15 protein-coding genes, 1 riboswitch and 2 other annotated features are annotated in these 16,560 nt (G+C 41.2%); of the genes, 6 read left to right on the top strand and 9 right to left on the bottom strand.

Annotated features, from left to right (window positions below):
• Window position 1: 1 nt before the first annotated feature.
• Entirely contained in the window at window positions 2-826 is an 825-nt protein-coding gene (locus tag CFK37_RS04375) for a lipoate--protein ligase family protein (protein WP_425445360.1), read from the bottom strand.
• A 155-nt stretch (window positions 827-981) separates the two neighbouring features.
• Window positions 982-1,088, bottom strand: a riboswitch (TPP riboswitch).
• Window positions 1,089-1,406: 318 nt separating this feature from the next.
• Here CFK37_RS04375 and CFK37_RS04370 point away from each other — a divergent pair.
• The 4 genes from CFK37_RS04370 to CFK37_RS04355 all read left to right on the top strand — a co-directional run bounded on the left by CFK37_RS04370 (window position 1,407) and on the right by CFK37_RS04355 (window position 5,972).
• A complete protein-coding gene (locus CFK37_RS04370) occupies window positions 1,407-3,059 on the top strand; it encodes a M4 family metallopeptidase (RefSeq protein ID WP_089063537.1) in 1,653 nt (550 codons plus the stop codon).
• Window positions 3,060-3,149: 90 nt separating this feature from the next.
• Window positions 3,150-3,656 (top strand): BsuPI-related putative proteinase inhibitor, encoded by a 507-nt coding sequence (locus CFK37_RS04365; protein WP_089060738.1) that lies wholly within the window; start codon window positions 3,150-3,152, stop codon window positions 3,654-3,656.
• Window positions 3,657-3,975: 319 nt separating this feature from the next.
• Window positions 3,976-4,989: a S66 family peptidase gene (locus CFK37_RS04360; RefSeq protein ID WP_089060737.1), complete on the top strand. Its 1,014-nt coding sequence runs from the start codon at window positions 3,976-3,978 to the stop codon at window positions 4,987-4,989.
• Window positions 4,990-5,108: 119 nt separating this feature from the next.
• Entirely contained in the window at window positions 5,109-5,972 is an 864-nt protein-coding gene (locus CFK37_RS04355; RefSeq protein WP_089060736.1) for an AraC family transcriptional regulator, read from the top strand.
• Window positions 5,973-6,142: 170 nt separating this feature from the next.
• Here the strand turns inward: CFK37_RS04355 and trpA are convergent, their stop codons facing one another.
• From trpA to trpE, 7 genes are read right to left on the bottom strand one after another with little or no spacing between them, the layout of a single operon-like run.
• Window positions 6,143-6,916 carry a tryptophan synthase subunit alpha gene (gene trpA, locus CFK37_RS04350; protein WP_089060735.1) on the bottom strand — a complete coding sequence of 258 codons (774 nt, stop codon included), beginning with the start codon at window positions 6,914-6,916 and terminating at the stop codon, window positions 6,143-6,145.
• Window positions 6,909-8,114: a tryptophan synthase subunit beta gene (trpB, locus tag CFK37_RS04345; RefSeq protein WP_089060734.1), complete on the bottom strand. Its 1,206-nt coding sequence runs from the start codon at window positions 8,112-8,114 to the stop codon at window positions 6,909-6,911. Before trpB ends, trpA begins: the two co-directional genes overlap by 8 nt.
• A gap of 5 nt (window positions 8,115-8,119) precedes the next feature.
• Window positions 8,120-8,719, bottom strand: a complete 600-nt coding sequence (locus CFK37_RS20135) for a phosphoribosylanthranilate isomerase (protein WP_172840456.1) — start codon at window positions 8,717-8,719, stop codon at window positions 8,120-8,122.
• A complete protein-coding gene (gene trpC / locus CFK37_RS20130; protein ID WP_172840455.1) occupies window positions 8,709-9,500 on the bottom strand; it encodes an indole-3-glycerol phosphate synthase TrpC in 792 nt (263 codons plus the stop codon). The genes CFK37_RS20135 and trpC overlap by 11 nt, the downstream gene beginning before the upstream one ends.
• 1 nt (window position 9,501) lies before the next feature.
• Entirely contained in the window at window positions 9,502-10,527 is a 1,026-nt protein-coding gene (gene trpD / locus CFK37_RS04335; RefSeq protein ID WP_089060733.1) for an anthranilate phosphoribosyltransferase, read from the bottom strand.
• A 43-nt stretch (window positions 10,528-10,570) separates the two neighbouring features.
• Window positions 10,571-11,176, bottom strand: coding sequence for an anthranilate synthase component II (locus CFK37_RS04330; RefSeq protein ID WP_089060732.1), 606 nt, complete (start codon window positions 11,174-11,176; stop codon window positions 10,571-10,573).
• Window positions 11,160-12,569 carry an anthranilate synthase component I gene (gene trpE / locus CFK37_RS04325; protein WP_089060731.1) on the bottom strand — a complete coding sequence of 470 codons (1,410 nt, stop codon included), beginning with the start codon at window positions 12,567-12,569 and terminating at the stop codon, window positions 11,160-11,162. Before trpE ends, CFK37_RS04330 begins: the two co-directional genes overlap by 17 nt.
• Before the next feature lie 160 nt (window positions 12,570-12,729).
• Window positions 12,730-12,982: a binding site (T-box leader), on the bottom strand.
• 43 nt (window positions 12,983-13,025) lie between these two features.
• Window positions 13,026-13,274, bottom strand: a binding site (T-box leader).
• 146 nt (window positions 13,275-13,420) lie between these two features.
• Here trpE and ddlA point away from each other — a divergent pair.
• Entirely contained in the window at window positions 13,421-14,527 is a 1,107-nt protein-coding gene (gene ddlA, locus CFK37_RS04320) for a D-alanine--D-alanine ligase (protein WP_089063536.1), read from the top strand.
• A 139-nt stretch (window positions 14,528-14,666) separates the two neighbouring features.
• Here ddlA and CFK37_RS04315 read toward each other — a convergent pair whose 3' ends face one another.
• On the bottom strand, window positions 14,667-15,227 hold the full coding sequence (locus tag CFK37_RS04315) for a nitroreductase family protein (protein WP_089060730.1): 561 nt from the start codon (window positions 15,225-15,227) through the stop codon (window positions 14,667-14,669).
• Window positions 15,228-15,482: 255 nt separating this feature from the next.
• On the opposite strand from CFK37_RS04315, the gene CFK37_RS04310 reads away from it, so the two are divergent.
• Window positions 15,483-16,520: a PTS sugar transporter subunit IIC gene (locus tag CFK37_RS04310; protein ID WP_089060729.1), complete on the top strand. Its 1,038-nt coding sequence runs from the start codon at window positions 15,483-15,485 to the stop codon at window positions 16,518-16,520.
• The last annotated feature ends 40 nt before the right edge of the window (window positions 16,521-16,560 follow it).

Below are 16,560 nucleotides of genomic sequence, written 5' to 3'. Positions count from 1 at the left end.
ATCACACACTCCTTTGATGATGTAAGTTCCATTCTTCCTCAGCATACTTTGTTGTTGCTAATTCATGAACCTCATCCCATTGACTATCGGTTAGTGCCAGTGGTGTAAAATTCATATTCAGTTCGGTTTGAAATCCTCTCTGAAAGGCCTTTTTTAAATCATCGTACGTATGTTTTTTACTTGTAATTTCATTTATGGTAATTGCTTTTTGGGAAAAAGCATCACGTTTCCGCCTTCTGATTTCTTCTGTTGGAAATTTAAATAAATCAAATAACATTTCTTTATTCATGCTCATTGGTATAGATCCATGCTGCAGCAGAACCCCTTGTTTACGTGTCTGTGCATTGCCGGAAATCTTTTTCCCGTCGACTACCATTTCATAGAATGCGGGTTTTTCAAAGCAGACGTCTGTTCGTTCCTTTTTTCTTTCCGGAGTCGCATAATCCGCCTCAATGCCCAATTGTTTATATCCCTCTAAAATACCCTTCGACAATTCATAGTAAGCAGCCTGAATGGATGTAGGGATATAGTCCTTTTTCTCTGAAACGACAATGCTGTATGTTAATTCATCATCATGCAATACAGCGCTGCCGCCAGTCAGGCGCCGGACAAATTCACAACCATGCTTTTGGACATTAGCGAAGTCAACAGCCCTTTCTGCGTTTTGAAAATGACCAACAGATAGACTTGGTTTGGTCCAGCCGTAAAATCGTAAAGTGGGCGGGATTTTTCCAGCACTATGCCAATTTAGTAATGCTTCATCTAAGGCCATATTTATCGGAGCACTATTATATCCTGTATCAATAAAACCCCATGTTTCGTTCAAAACTTTTCACCTCCTAATCAGGCAGCTTCGAAACCACCCGGATATTAGAAAAAAATGTTAGCTTGGCAAGTGCCATGGTTTCCAATGCTTTATTAAAGTATAAAAAAACTGCATCCCCGCTGGAGGATGTAGTCTGTTTGTGTTTATATAAAAGTACACGTTTGACTACACTTCCCCACGCTAGTATTATCCATTTCGGGTGAAAAGGGTCAGAACTAATAAAGTTCTTCTCAGCTAATGAAATGCTCCCCCAGTGTTCGTGTTTACTATACAGTTTTCTTATTATATCTTAACCGAGTCATGAAGGTAATGTAAAGGGTAATGTGAAGGGGGGATTTTTGTGAAATAGTACTAAATTTTGCGGAAATCCCTAGTTCAAAGTTCCTGCAATTATCAAAAAAACCGACAATATAGTACAATATATTCGTTTTCTGAAAAATCGAGAAACTATCTATGAAACTAGTAATGTATCTGTTAAAGTATTCTTATACGGCCGTATGAAACTAGTAAGCTTATGAAAGCGCTATCAAACATTAAAGGGAAAAGGTGATGTGTTTTGAAGAAAAATTTAAAGAAAACAATGACTGGAACTGCCTTGGCATTAAGTTTGACCTTTACTGGGTTTGCAGGTACGGCCAATGCCGCTGAGACTGGTGACATGGTTTTACAGGATATGAAATCAATGACTAAATCAAACTTTGATGTCGTTTGGAATCATGATAAAAGTGCACCGACATTTGTATCTGGAAACTTATCAAAAAAGTCAATTAATGGTGTCGGCAATATAAAACAATACTTAGTAAGCAACAAAGAAATATTTGGCTTGAATCCGGATTCAGATCTTTCTTTCATCGATAAATCAAAAGATAAGCTCGGGATGACACATTACGAGTTTACGCAATCTGTTGACGGGGTACCTGTTTACGGTGCAAAGTTTACCGTTCATACAAACAAACAAGGAATTGTTACCTCAGTAACAGGTAATGTTCATCCAGATGCTGCAAAGGATTTGAATAGTAATTTAAAATCTGATCTATCAAAAAAGGACGCAATTAATAAGGCGTGGAAATCCATTGATTTAACTAAAAAAGATACGAAGGCAAAGAAAGCAGATAAGAAAGCATTAAAAGAAGCAGCGAAACTTACAGATTCAGGTGTGAAAAATACAGTGGAAAATGCCGAACTTGTGGTTTATACACAAGAAGATACAAGTAAACTAGCTTATCATGTTGAGCTTCAGTTTATTTATCCTGAACCAGGAAATTGGCAAATTTTCATTGATGCGAAAGATGGCAGTGTGATTGATTCATATAATGCAGTGATGGATGCAGGTTCTGCCAAAGGATACGGGTATGGTGTGCTTGGCGATTACAAAGAACTAAATACGTATTTATCAAATGGAACTTATTTCTTATACGATGTTACGAACCCAATGAACGGTGTTATTGAAACGTTCACCGCAGAAAACGGAACATCTCTTCCAGGCTATCGTTCCGCTGACAGCGATAACGCTTTTACCGCAAGCTATCAGGGCGCTGCAGTAGATGCACAAGCTTATGCTGATACAGTATATGATTATTATTACAATACATTTGGATTAAACAGTTTTGATGGAAATGGATCTACAATCAGGTCAACGGTACATTATGGATCCAATTACAACAATGCATTTTGGAACGGACAGCAAATGGTATATGGAGATGGAGATGGTTCGACATTTGCACCACTTTCCGGAGCACTCGATGTTGTGGCACATGAGTTAACCCATGCGGTTACTGACTATTCCGCCGGCCTTGTATATCAGGACCAGCCTGGTGCATTAAACGAGTCTATGTCCGATGTATTTTCCGTGTTTGTTGAAAGGGATGACTATTTACTTGGTGAGGATGTTTATACACCAAGAAGAAGCGGAGACGCACTTAGAAGTCTTTCCAATCCACCGGCTTATGGACAACCAGACCATATGAATGATTACGTTTATACAAGTGCTGATAATGGCGGGGTTCACACCAACAGTGGAATACCGAATAAAGCTGGCTATCTGACAATCAACAGTATCGGTGTTGCGAAGGCAGAGAAAATTTACTACCGTGCATTAACGGTATACATGGGACCTTATAGCAATTTCAGCGATACACGTGCAGCATTGCTTCAATCTGCAGCTGACTATTATGGCTATGGTTCCGAATATGATGCAGTGGCGAATGCTTGGAATAATGTAGGGGTAAACTAGAAGTAATAAGATGAAATAATGCCGGCAAAACCGTCGGCATTATTTTCACTATATACATATTCGCTTATTCAATAAAAAGGAGATGTGCCCATGTCTTTATTTAAATGGTCATTTGTTTTGATTGTTATTATAACTTTGGCTGCGTGTGGTCAGCAAAGTCAAGAAAACAAGGATGATGATAAAAGCACGCAAGAGCATTCCAATGATGAACAGGCGGGCGATGGGCAAAACAGTGATTCATCCGTACCAAGCGGCGGCATTGTTGCAGGTGAACTTGAGGCCACTCTGCAGGTTGAAGGAGGACACGCAACCTTCAAGGTAAAAAATCAAACAGAACAGGTTAAGGAACTGATTTTAGCGGGAAAAAATTCATATGAATATACGATTTTGAATGAAAACGGGAAAAAGGTTTATCAAAATTCAAAAAGCAAACCACAATATGAACAGAAACATCCGATTACATTAAAGCAAGCAGAGGAAATTGAATACGAACTTGCTATACCGGATACATTGAAACAGGGTACCTATACAATAACAGCCGTGTTATATACAGAACCGGTACTAAAGGCAAAAACGACATTTACAGTTAAGAAATAAAAGGACAGCTCACTAACTTTAGCGGGCTGTATTTTTTTCGGGAAAGGATGACCAGAATCAGTCAGGGCAGATTGTACTCAGGCCATAGAGTGCGTAACTCGGTAGGGAACAAGTTCAACTTGGGAGAGGAATAGCGTCTCCCGACTTGTCTTGATTCTCGCCCGAGCTTTTTAAACCCGTCTTCGTTAACCTTATCACTATGCAGCCTTTGGAACTTATACGAGCAGATCCGCGTTTCTTATCCGATTAAATTTGATTAAAAAGGACTTTTTGAAAAAGTAGCGAATATGTAGGTAATAGAAGCTGGAGGGGATTCAACATGATTATATATCCGACTTTAAAAAAAGGTGCAACAATCGGTGTTACTGCACCATCATCAGGTGTAGAACCTGAACTGCATGACATGTTTAAGCAGGCGGTCAGCCGTAATGAGAAAAGAGGTTATCCTGTGATGTGCGGGGAAACTATATGGACGCAGGATAAGGCAAAGTCAGCTGCCCCTGATGTACGAGCTAAAGAATTTAATGACATGATGCAAGACGAATCGATCGGGATAATCATACCACCATGGGGAGGTGAACTTCTTATTGAAATCATCGATAAGCTGGACTTTGCTAGTTTTTCTTATAAGTGGATTTTGGGATATTCTGACACCAGTGTGCTGTTATTGGCCACGACATTAAGAACGGGCATGGCAACAGCGCATGGAACGAATTTTGTGGATTTACGCGGGGAATTTTCAGATGAAACAACTGCTATGTGGGAGAAGGTCTTAGCTACCAATGAAGGGGGATCAATTACCCAGCACTCATCACAAAAGTTTCAAAAGCAGTGGGATCACGAAAATCCCTCATCAGAAGTATTTCATTTAACCGAGCCAACCGAGTGGAAATCTTTATCGGTTGATAATACAACACTAAAAGGAAGACTGCTTGGTGGATGTATCGATGTAATTCGGCATTTAATTGGCACATCTTTTGGGAATATCCGGGAGTTCCAGGAAAAGACAATCAACAATGAACCAATCCTGTGGTATTTCGAAAACTGTGATTTAAAGACAACAGAACTGCGAAGAACACTTGTGCAAATGCAGCTGGCAGGCTGGTTTGATAATTGCTCAGGAATCATGTTTGGCCGCAGTACTGCAAACGACACAGTTGAAGGTTATGAGGTACTAGATGTCTATCACGAATTGGGACAGGAATTAAATATACCAATTGTTTATGACACCGATTGCGGCCATGTCCCGCCACAAGTGACCTTTGTTAATGGAGCATATGCTGCGGTGGAAGTAAAAGAAGGGAAAGGGAAAATTCAACAATGGTTTAGATAAAGTGAAACCATACACCGGTATATTACTACCTGTGTGATAAATACTGTCTGCAAAAAGCACAGATGAACAGGATAGTAGAATAGTTGAATGCTAAAGTTGGAAGAGAAGGGGGAGCTTAAATGGAAGGTCTTGAACGGTTGGCTGACAGCATTGATTTTATTGAAAAAAATTTGGAAAGTAATCTCAGTATTGAAGAGGCGGCAACCATTGCGTGTATGTCAAAGTTTCACTATCAGCGAATGTTCAGCATGTTGACCGGGGTGACAGTGGCTGATTATATCCGGAGAAGACGTCTGACACTGGCAGCACAGGCTTTGACACATTCCAACAGTAAGGTAATTGATATTGCACTGAGGTTTGGCTATGAGACGCCAGAATCATTTTCCAAGGCATTTCGTAAAATCCATGGAATAAACCCCTCGGCTGTGAGGCAAGACAGTCACCAATTAAAGGCTTTTCCCAAGCTTTTCTTTCAAATTCAATTAAAGGGTGATGTGGAAATGGATTACAGGATTGTGGAAAAAGATGCGTTTCAAGTAATAGGAAAAGGGATCCGGACTTCGATCGTAAACGGTCAAAATCATCGTGAAATTCCTGTGTTCTGGGATGAATCGAACCGTAATGGATTTGTGGATGAACTGGAGAAAGATTGCGGATCCATGGGTGTAATAGGTGCGTGTATGGAATTTGATGCTACCCAGGAGAAACTGAGCTATTACATTTGCGCAGAGAAGAACCGACAGGAAACCCCGGCAGATTGGGAGGAAAAAGAAATCCCCGCAGCTACGTGGGCTGTGTTCGAATCAGTTGGCGCAATGCCCGATGCGATTCCGCAAACTTGGGATCGAGTTTTTTCCGAATGGTTCCCATCTACTGGATATGAACATGCAGGTGGCACCGAGCTAGAAGTCTATTCAACAAAAGGTGATACAACTGCTGAGGACTATCGTTGTGAAATATGGATACCGATTGTGAAAAAATAACGATAGAAAGCACACGTCATGGTTTAGTCCCATGACGTGTGCTTTTTTAATCGTAGTGCGGCTGTTTTAGAAGGGTGTCCGTATGTGTGATATCGGCCGTTTTTCGAATATAACTGCCATTTTTCAAATATATCGGCCACTTCATCTGCTTGTTTAAAACAAGGCATCTATCACAGGCTGTTTTCTATCAAACTCTTGATTTCATCTCTTTTCCCTTCATGAAATAAATCCACAATCTTGCTTCCTACGATAACACCGTCACAATTCCCGCCTAGCTCCTTTGCCTGGTCTGCATTAGACACCCCGAAGCCTGCCAGTACAGGTACATTCGCAATCTTTTTCAATCCCTGTAAAAAGCCTTTCACATTCCCACTATGAGAAGATTTTGCGCCAGTCGTACCGGTGACAGATACGGCGTATAAAAAGCCTTCTGTCCGTTTGGCAATTTCGGCCAACCGGGATTCATTACTTGTCAATGCGGCAAGTCGTACAAAGGCAATAGACTTTTCCTGAAGAAATCTTTCAATTAACCTTTCCTCCTCAAGTGGAAGATCGGGGATAATAACGCCATCAACCCCGGCCTCTGCACAATCATTTGTGAATCTCTCAATGCCATAAATATAAACCGGGTTAAAATAAGTCATTAAAATAATGGGGATCGTTCTTTCCGTTTTTCTACCGGTCAGGGTCTGAAGAACGCTGGATAATGATGTGCCATTTTTAAGTGCGCGTAATCCAGCATTTTGAATCGTTGGACCATCAGCGACGGGATCTGAAAAAGGAATACCTAATTCAACGGCACTGGCACCACAGGATTGTAGGAATTCAATCCGTTCGTCGAGGTTGTCCAGCCCACCATCACCAGCCATAATGTATGGAATAAACAATTTCTGATCCTTAGCTAACTTCTCTTGAAAAGCCTCATCAATACGCGATTTACTCATTGTCATTTCCCTCCAATGCTGCTTTCACTTGTTCCACATCTTTATCGCCACGGCCGGATAAGCAAATAACGAGTGTTTGATCCTTATTCATTTCTTTGGCGTGTTTCATCGTATATGCCACAGCATGCGCACTTTCCAGAGCTGGGATGATACCTTCTTTTTCTGAAAGTACTTGAAAAGCTTCTAATGCCTCTTGGTCGGTTATCGATGTGTATGTTACCCGGGATGTCTCGTGCATATGGCTGTGCTCAGGTCCCACTCCGGGATAATCAAGCCCGGCGGAAATGGAGAATGCCTCTTGGATTTGTCCATGTTCATCCTGCAGCAGATGTGTCATCGTTCCATGTAAAACGCCAAGTTTGCCAGCAGTAAGTGTAGCCGCGTGTTTATTCGTTTCAAGCCCAGCACCGCCGGCTTCTACACCGTATAATGCAACTGATTCATCTTGAATAAATGGATAGAACATACCCATCGCATTGCTTCCCCCGCCAACACAGGCAATCACTGCATCTGGTAGTTTGTTAGTTTGATCAAGCATTTGTTGCTTCGTTTCATTACCAATCACTGACTGGAAATCACGAACAATCTTCGGAAAGGGATGTGGTCCAACAACAGATCCCAAAATGTAATGGGTATCTTCGACATGGCTTGCCCAGTAACGCAACGCTTCATTGACGGCATCCTTCAGTGTTCCGCTTCCCTGTGAAACACTCTCAACTTTGGCACCTAAAAGCTCCATCCGAAAAACATTCAGCTTCTGTCTGCGGATGTCTTCTTCGCCCATAAAAACGACACACTCTAATCCAAGAAGGGCACAAACGGTAGCTGTAGCCACGCCGTGTTGACCGGCGCCTGTTTCTGCTACTACCTTTTTCTTACCCATTCGTAGTGTCAACAGTGCTTGCCCAACCGTATTATTTATTTTGTGTGCACCAGTATGGTTCAAATCTTCCCTTTTCAGGTATATCTTTGGTCCACCGAGCATCCTGGTTAAATTCTCAGCGTAATAAAGGGGTGTTTCCCGTCCAACATAGTCTTTTAGATAATAGTTTAATTCCTTTATAAAACTAGCGTCCTTTATTGCATCATCATATGCTTTCTCTAATTCAATCAGTGCCGGCATTAATAATTCCGGAACAAATCTTCCTCCAAAATTGCCGTACCGTCCAGTTTGATCGGGCATCGTATATGCTGCCATATTAATCATCCTTTCGCTTGTTTAATAAATTTTTGGATTTTACTCAGGTCTTTACGGCCATTTGTTTCAATGCCGCTGGAAACATCGACACCAACTGGTGCAGTCATACTTATCGCTTCCTGAACGTTTTCAGGTGTCAGCCCTCCGGCTAGAATGAGCTTATTCGTATCTACGTTCAGGTCCTTTAACACTGTCCAGTCAAACACTGTTCCATTGCCACCGCGGTTCCCACCAAACGGACTGTCAATTAAATAGTAATCACAGGGATAGTCTTTAAGTTCGGCTAAACTTTCCTGTGTTGCTGGGAACGCCTTAATAATGGGATAAGGCAATTGCTCAGCAAATGCTGCTGGTTCATCTCCGTGCAGTTGGATATAGTCCAACCCTACCTTTCCAGCGATAGCTGTGATTGTTTTAGCTGTTTCATTTACAAAAACGCCGACTTTTTTTATCGGGGAAGGCAGGGTTTTGGCGATTTCAGCTGCTTGTTCCGGTGCCATGTATCGTTTGCTCGGAGCAAAGACGAATCCAATCAGGTCCGCGCCGGACAGTACTGCGGTACTGGCTGCTTCATTGGTCATGATTCCGCAAGTTTTAACGAGCATTCGTATCTGCTCCTTTAGATGGAAGGGGCACCCTTATATCAGAAAATGTTTCGGCTAAATCATTAGAGCGCATTAACGTTTCTCCAACAAGGATTACTTTGGCTCCGGCTTGCGCGACACGCTTAACATCCTCGCGTGACCTGATGCCACTTTCACTTATTAGAGTAGAGGATAGGCTTTCAACCATTGGTGCAAGTCTTTCTGTCGCATCCAACGTCACTTCAAATGTTTTTAAATTACGATTGTTGACGCCAATCAGGTCTGCTCCCAAGTTGACTGCAATTTCCATTTCTAGTTCATTGTGAACCTCCACAAGTACCTCTAGTCCCTGTTGTTTTGCATAACGATAAAGTTCGTGAAGTTTACTTTCAGGCAATGCAGCGACAATTAGCAAAATAATATTCGCCCCAGCACTTTTGGCCAAATCAATCTGAATGGGATCAATCATAAAATCCTTGCAAAGCAGGGGCAGGTCAACCGCACTTCGGACCGTCCGCAGATCATCCATCGACCCATTAAAGAACGTGTTATCGGTTAATACCGAAATAGCACTTGCCCCGTGTTTTTCATATTGCTTAGCTTGTGTAATTGGGTCAACTGCCATATCAATGGCTCCTTTTGACGGGGAAGAACGCTTAATTTCAGCTATGATATGCATCGAATCACGATTTGGAAAAATGGTTCCGATCTTTTTATGGTTACTGCCTTGTTCAAAATTTTGTTTTTTTAACTCCTTCACTTCTAGTTCTTTCTGCGCAATAATTTTTTCTAAAATAGACATTCTATAACACCTCCGTTGGAATTTGTTTGCTGTATTCCATTAATCGTTTGAGTTTATCCAGAGCAGCACCTGAAGCAATGCTTTCTTTTGCAAACTTTACTCCTTCATTAATGGTAGCAGCAGTTCCATTTGCAAAAAGACCAAGTCCTGCATTCAATAAGACTGTATCAAGATAAGGCCCTTGCTTTCCTTGTAATACATTTTGTAAAATCACCGCGTTATCCTTTGCATCACCACCACGGATATGTTCATTAGAGTGAACAGGCAATCCAAGCTCTTCAGGGTGAATGGTAAAGGGTGATGTTTTTCCATTTTCAAGCAGAACCAAATGGTTGTCACCAGCGAGTGATGCTTCATCCATATACCCAGCACCATTAACAACCAATGCGCGTCTGCGGCCAAGTTTATTTAATGACTCAGCCATCATTGCAAGCATGTCACGGCGATAAATGCCTAATAGCTGGGAGTCCAATGCAACAGGATTAGTTAGCGGTCCAATTAGATTAAGAATGGTTGGAAGGCCTAATTCTTTACGTACTTTCATAAATCGCTTTAAATTTGGGTGCACATGCGGTGCGTAAAGAAAAGCGATTCCGTTTTCCCGTAAAATTTCATCGGTTTTTTCAGGCTGAAATGATAAGGATACCCCTAAATGTTCCAGAACATCAGCACTTCCCGTTTTGCTGGAAATACTGCGATTGCCGTGTTTTGCAATTGTCACTCCAGCCCCAGCTATGACGAATGCTGCTGTAGTACTGATATTAAAACTGTGTGATTGATCACCGCCAGTTCCGCAATTATCCATCACATGGGGGAGGGAAGTTGGGATAGACTGGGACTCAGCGCGAATCACCTCAACAATTCCAGCTATTTCATCCGCTGTCTCTCCTTTTGCCCGTAATGCCGTTAACAATGAGGCAATTTCTGTGTCGGTAATGTCTTGAGTAAAGCAGTGTTCGGTTGCCTGTTTCATTTCTTCTATGGATAAATCTTTTTGATTCATTAGTTTTTCAAGTTGTTGTTTCATACGGAAGCTCCTTTCTTAAAGATATGAATGTATAAAATATTGTCTAGCTCCAGCGCCCAGAAGCGGACGCTTGCGCCTTTCTTGTTTCTCCTAAAAAGTTCTGGATTATTTTTCTTCCTGTTAAGGTTCCAATGGATTCAGGGTGAAACTGTATTCCAAATACAGGACGATAAAAATGCTTGATTCCCATAATTTCATTGTCATCCATGGATGTCGCTACTATTTCTAATTCCTCTGATAATGTTTTCGGGTCAACAACTAGGGAGTGGTAACGCATCACTTCCAAAGGTTGTGTTAGATAACTAAATAACCCTATTCCATTATGGGTAATCCGTGACGTTTTCCCATGCTTGATAACATTTGCTTGCACGACGTTGCTTCCAAGTGCAGAAGCGATGATTTGATGGCCTAAGCATATCCCGAGAATCGGCAGCTTTTGATAGAAATCTTTCACAATCTGAATGCAATTTCCTGCCGTTTCCGGTGTCCCAGGTCCAGGAGAGATAATAATTGCTTCCGGGTTTAATTCAGTAATGGTTTGACTTGTTAGTTGATCATTGCGATATACCTTTACCTCCACATTTTCGCTTGAAAAGTAATGAAAGATGTTATAGGTGAAAGAGTCGTAATTATCAATGAGAAGAATCATGGTTGTTCACCTCCATTAATGACTTTGCTTTATGCAGTGTTTCGTTATACTCGTTTTCCGGATCAGAATCATAAACAACACCAGCGCCGGCCTGTAAATATGCTTTTTTTTCTTTAATGACGAGGGAGCGGATGGCCAATGCCATATTTACGTCATGGTTAACGTTTATATAGCCAATTCCGCCAGCATAAACACCACGTTTACTTTCCTCTAAATCATTGATAATTTGCATGGCACGAATTTTCGGCGCTCCTGAGACAGTTCCAGCAGGTAAACAGGCAATTAAGGCATCGATACTTGAATAGTTCTTACTCAGCCTTCCATGTACTTCAGATACGATGTGCATGACATGCTGGTACTTTTCCACTTTCATATAGGTTGGGATGGTAATACTGTCAACCTCGGATACCCGGCCAATATCATTTCGGCTTAAGTCAACCAGCATTCGATGTTCTGCAATTTCTTTTTCATCTGCAAGAAGGTCTTTTGTGAGTTCCACGTCTTCCTGTTCTGTCTTTCCCCGCGGCCTGGTTCCGGCAATTGGATTCGTAACAATATGCCGGCCAGTTGTTTGGACCAGGCTTTCCGGCGAGGCCCCCAGAACCTGATAGGCATCAAAGTCGATATAAAACATATAGGGGGAAGGATTTACCTTTCTTAACTTTCGGTAAAAGGAAAGGGGATCCCCGTGGATGGTTGCTGCCATCCGCTGTGATAAAACAATTTGAAATGCATCCCCCTGCTGGATATGTTTCTTTGCAAATTTTACATTCTCCATAAATTGTTCTTTATCCATCTCGGGATAGAAGGTCATATTTTCATTGGGAGATGTATCCGTGTTGGGTGTGGTAGTTAGCGCGTCTTTTAAATTTTCCAGCCGTTCGTTAAGCACAGTTTCCGATTCTTGATCGGGATTCATTGCAATCAGGTAAGCTGATTCATTACGATGATCAAAAGCAATAACGCTTTTATATAACATAAGATGCACATCGGGCATTTCTAAATCGTCCTGTAATTTAGCTCCGATTTGCTCATAACTGCGAATGGCGTCATATCCGATGTATCCAATCGCTCCCCCTGCAAAGGGAAGGGGAAGATCTATATCCAGTTTAGGAAGTCTTTCCTTGAGAGTTGACAAGACAGGTGATGTTTGAACTTCCTTCGTTCCATGTTCATGATGCAAAATGGTTGTATTATTTTCTGATCCGATAAATTCCTGATAAGGATCTGCCCCAATAAATGAAAACTTACCTTTTTTAGCATGGGGGAACGAGCTTTCCAATAAGAATTTCTTCTTGCCTGTCAGATTGGTATAAATTCCGATTGGTGTTAACGTATCGGCATTTAATTTGATAAATTTATATGGTGCAGTAGCTTGCTGCTCAGTTAGCATAATTTTGTAATTCCCCTTTCGAATGTAAATTAGAAAATCACGGCTTCTCGCCAAGAGCTAAAGGCGAATGCCTTAGCTTTTTATACTTTATACCGATTAAATTAAATTTTTTCTTTAAAGTATAAAAAAGTCCCCTATAAACACATAAAAATATGTGCTTATAGAGGACGAATGCAATCGCGGTGCCACCTCATTTGAAAGGAAAAATAACTTTCCTTACATCTCATTTTCAGGTACGAGATCTTAATCTGATACCCTATCCGTGTAACGGCGGAGTTCCGTGTTTCCCTACTTTTCTTCAAGAAACATCTCATAAGGCCATTCAACATACATTCACGTACCGGAATCACACCAATAGCCCGGCTCTCTGTAACGCTTAGTTTATGTCTACTCTTCTTATTCATCGATTTATTATATTTGTTTTTTTCAGGGTACACAAAAAGGCCCCTCATCCGTAAAAAGGACGAGGGACCCGTGGTACCACCTTTATTAGCTGTTTAACCAGCTCACTTTACACTATCAAGATAAATCTTAATAGCTGTCTTTGTTATCGATAAGACGTTCGCCAAAGCCTACTGCATACCAGGTATGGTTCGGTTTGGAAGCTCAAAAGGCCATTCATCAAACGTTCCACACTGGTTCACAGCACCACCAGTTCTCTTTGGAGGAAACAGATTGATTACTCTTCTTTGTCATCACTTTGCACGATTTAATTATTGAAATCAATATTAGTGAAAAATCGATTGAATGTCAAGGGTTATTTTTAAATATAGTAATTTTTCTTCTGTTACGGAGGGCTTGTTTTGTGGTATTTTAGTAATAAGCTTATTTTTAGAGAGGGCGTTTTATTGATGAATAAAATTAAAGTGGGGATTATTTTCGGCGGGAAGTCCGCTGAACATGAAGTGTCCTTACAATCAGCGAAAAACATTGTGGATGCAATTGATAAAACCAAATATGAAGTTGTCTTAATTGGAATTGATAAACAAGGTAAGTGGCATATCAATGATCAAACATCATACTTAATAAATGAAGAGAACCCCAAATTAATTCAGTTAAATAAATCAAATGAAAATGTGGCAATTATACCAGGTGAGACGGATCATCAGCTTATTCATGCATCAAAAGAAACGAGTATGGATCAGTTGGATGTCATCTTTCCGATTGTTCATGGTACGCTGGGTGAAGATGGCAGTATTCAAGGGATGCTGCGAATCGCAAATTTGCCATTTGTTGGCACAAGTGTTTTAGGATCTGCTGTCTGCATGGATAAAGACATTGCAAAGCGTCTGTTAAAAGAAGCCAGCATAAATGTTGCGAAAGGTCTTTCATTTACACGAGCGAAAAAAGATACCATTAATTTTGATGAGGCGAAACAGCAATTGGGTGTGCCCATGTTTATTAAACCAGCGAATCAGGGTTCTTCTGTTGGCGTAAGCAAAGTATCATCAAAGGATGAATTTGATGGAGCAATACAAGAGGCGTTTCAGTTTGATCACAAAATAATCATTGAAGAAAATATTTTTGGGCGGGAAATTGAGTGTGCCGTGCTCGGCAATGAAAATCCAAAAGCATCTGTTCCAGGTGAAATTCTGCCACAGACGGAATTTTATTCGTATGAATCTAAGTATATCGATGAAAGCGGTGCAAAATTAGCCATACCAGCGGATCTAACTGACGAAGAAGTTGAAAAGATTAAAGCCGCTGCCGTTCATGTATTTCAAACATTGGAATGTGAAGGGTTGGCACGTGTGGACTTTTTCTTAAAAGAAAATGGCGAAATATATGTGAATGAAGTGAACACATTACCTGGCTTTACACGCATAAGCATGTATCCTAAATTGTGGGAGATCAGCGGAATTACCTATCCAGAACTAATCAATCAGCTGATTGAATTAGCAATCGAACGACACCAACTAAACAACATGCTAAAAAGCGCCGTTTGGGATGAAGAATAGCGGGACATAGGGTCTTGAGCCGGTACATGGGGACAGGTTCCTTGTCCCGCATAGTTGCGGAGACGGAACAGGTCTATCATCTGAATTGGAAATGTTTTCTCGGGGAAGAGGGACAAGGAACCTGTCCCCATGTACCCGGTTATCCTTCAAATGTTGTAAATTTATCTTCCACTGATTTCCGTGGTTTTGCAATAGGGGCCTCATCGAAATATCCCATATGGACAAAGCCAACTATTTTTTCGTCCTCGTGCACATCCAAAATTGTTTTAACCACAGGGTCATAAATATGTGGATTGGTTTTCCAAACGACTCCAAGCTGTTGCTCCCACGCTAGCAATTGGAAATTATGGATCATCGAAGCAGTTGCGCCAAAGTTTTCATCGTATTGCTTCTGATTGTCAGGTACATCCATGACAACGACTAGAAATGCGCTCGGTTCATTTAGATATGCTTCGCGGTTTTCTTGTTTTTCTTCAGGATAGGTAGCAGCCACTTTTTTTGCGAATGCTTCTTTTTGATCTGCCCCAACAAAAATATAGCGCCAGGGTTGCCGTAATCCATGAGTAGGTGCCCATACCGCACTTTCTAGTAAATCTAGTACCGTTTGTTTCTCTACTGTTCTATCATTGTATCCTTTTTTAACCGAACGCCTTGACCGTATTAGCTTTGCCAGTTCAGTAAGTTGTTTTGTTTGTTCCATTATAGTCCTCCTCGAAACTGTCGCTACATTCATTGTATGCATTTAATTGATAATTATTATCAATTAAATTGTAACGAAAAGTCTTTAATAAAGCAACAAAAATAAGAAATGCGTCCGCTTCAGATCGCTTGAGCTAGACAGACCTTAAATCTTTAAAAAAAAGCCTTGCCATGTGAAATGAATCACGTGATAATAGAATTGTCATTTATTTATAGGTCAAACTTGTGAACTATTTCACAAAAAAGGGGGATGAAAATGAAAGCGTTTTTTAAACGTAAGGGGATATCCTTATCCTGGAAGGAATATGTTATTACTGCATTAAGCTATATGGCATTAGGACTTTTCTCATCATTAATTATTGGCTTAATTATAAAAACTACCGGTGAGCAATTAGCTCCCTGGCTTCCACAGAATATTGAGAGTGGCCTTATTGATATTGGATCATATGCGATGGATACAAAGATTATGGGGGGTGCCATCGGGGTTGCCATTGCCTATGGATTAAAAGCACCACCATTAGTGTTACTGTCCGCACTTTTTGGGGGTGCATTCGGAGCGGAATTAGGCGGCCCGGTTGGGAGTTATGTTGCTGCTTTATTTGCAACGGAGTTTGGTAAATTGGTATATAAAGAAACCCGCGTTGATATTATTGTGACACCATTTGTGACGATTTTGGCGGGATTCCTGACGGGCACATTCATTGGCCCGCCAATTAATACATTTATGGTCTGGTTTGGAGAAGTGATCAATTGGTCAACAGCTCAGCAACCGTTTATTATGGGGATCCTTGTCGCAGTCTTGATGGGGTGGGCGCTAACTGCACCAATTTCCAGTCTGGCAATATCGATCATGCTTTCCCTTGACGGACTCGCGGCGGGTGCAGCAACTATTGGATGCGCAGCTCAAATGATAGGCTTTGCTGTGATTAGTTACCGTGACAACGGTCTTGGAGGCTTTTTTGCCCAAGGAATTGGAACATCCATGCTCCAGGTCGCGAACATTTTACGCAAACCAATTATTATTATTCCACCAACGATAGCAGGGATTGTCGTTGCCCCTTTTGCAACCGTGTGGCTTGAGATGGAGAATAATGCACTTGGAGCGGGAATGGGGACAAGCGGTCTGGTTGGACAAATCATGACCTTTGAAACGATGGGCTTCACTTGGGACATCTTCTGGGCAGTCTTAGTCCTTCATATTATCGCACCAGCCACCATCAGTTTACTAGTAGCAGCGTATTTTAGAAAAAAAGGCTGGATTAAGCAAGGTGATATGAAGATTTCGTATGAATAGATTGGAGGCAGTTATCCAGATTGGGTAACTGCTTTATCGG

The organism is Virgibacillus phasianinus (genome assembly GCF_002216775.1).
Lineage (GTDB): Bacteria > Bacillota > Bacilli > Bacillales > Amphibacillaceae > Virgibacillus_F > Virgibacillus_F phasianinus.
The sequence above is the reverse complement of the archived record's forward strand: the minus strand, read 5'-3'. Positions and strand labels throughout refer to the sequence as shown.

What these genes read in the sequence shown, in the direction of transcription:
- trpC (WP_172840455.1), bottom strand. Translation starts at nt 9,500, where the DNA reads ATGTCTATTTTAGAAAAAATTATTGCGCAGAAAGAACTAGAAGTGAAG.
- CFK37_RS04355 (WP_089060736.1), top strand. Translation starts at nt 5,109, where the DNA reads ATGGAAGGTCTTGAACGGTTGGCTGACAGCATTGATTTTATTGAAAAA.
- trpE (WP_089060731.1), bottom strand. Translation starts at nt 12,569, where the DNA reads ATGCTAACTGAGCAGCAAGCTACTGCACCATATAAATTTATCAAATTA.
- trpB (WP_089060734.1), bottom strand. Translation starts at nt 8,114, where the DNA reads ATGGCAGCATATACGATGCCCGATCAAACTGGACGGTACGGCAATTTT.
- ddlA (WP_089063536.1), top strand. Translation starts at nt 13,421, where the DNA reads ATGAATAAAATTAAAGTGGGGATTATTTTCGGCGGGAAGTCCGCTGAA.
- CFK37_RS04310 (WP_089060729.1), top strand. Translation starts at nt 15,483, where the DNA reads ATGAAAGCGTTTTTTAAACGTAAGGGGATATCCTTATCCTGGAAGGAA.
- CFK37_RS04370 (WP_089063537.1), top strand. Translation starts at nt 1,407, where the DNA reads ATGACTGGAACTGCCTTGGCATTAAGTTTGACCTTTACTGGGTTTGCA.
- CFK37_RS20135 (WP_172840456.1), bottom strand. Translation starts at nt 8,719, where the DNA reads ATGCTCGTTAAAACTTGCGGAATCATGACCAATGAAGCAGCCAGTACC.
- trpA (WP_089060735.1), bottom strand. Translation starts at nt 6,916, where the DNA reads ATGAGTAAATCGCGTATTGATGAGGCTTTTCAAGAGAAGTTAGCTAAG.
- CFK37_RS04360 (WP_089060737.1), top strand. Translation starts at nt 3,976, where the DNA reads ATGATTATATATCCGACTTTAAAAAAAGGTGCAACAATCGGTGTTACT.
- CFK37_RS04365 (WP_089060738.1), top strand. Translation starts at nt 3,150, where the DNA reads ATGTCTTTATTTAAATGGTCATTTGTTTTGATTGTTATTATAACTTTG.
- trpD (WP_089060733.1), bottom strand. Translation starts at nt 10,527, where the DNA reads ATGAAACAACAACTTGAAAAACTAATGAATCAAAAAGATTTATCCATA.
- CFK37_RS04330 (WP_089060732.1), bottom strand. Translation starts at nt 11,176, where the DNA reads ATGATTCTTCTCATTGATAATTACGACTCTTTCACCTATAACATCTTT.
- CFK37_RS04315 (WP_089060730.1), bottom strand. Translation starts at nt 15,227, where the DNA reads ATGGAACAAACAAAACAACTTACTGAACTGGCAAAGCTAATACGGTCA.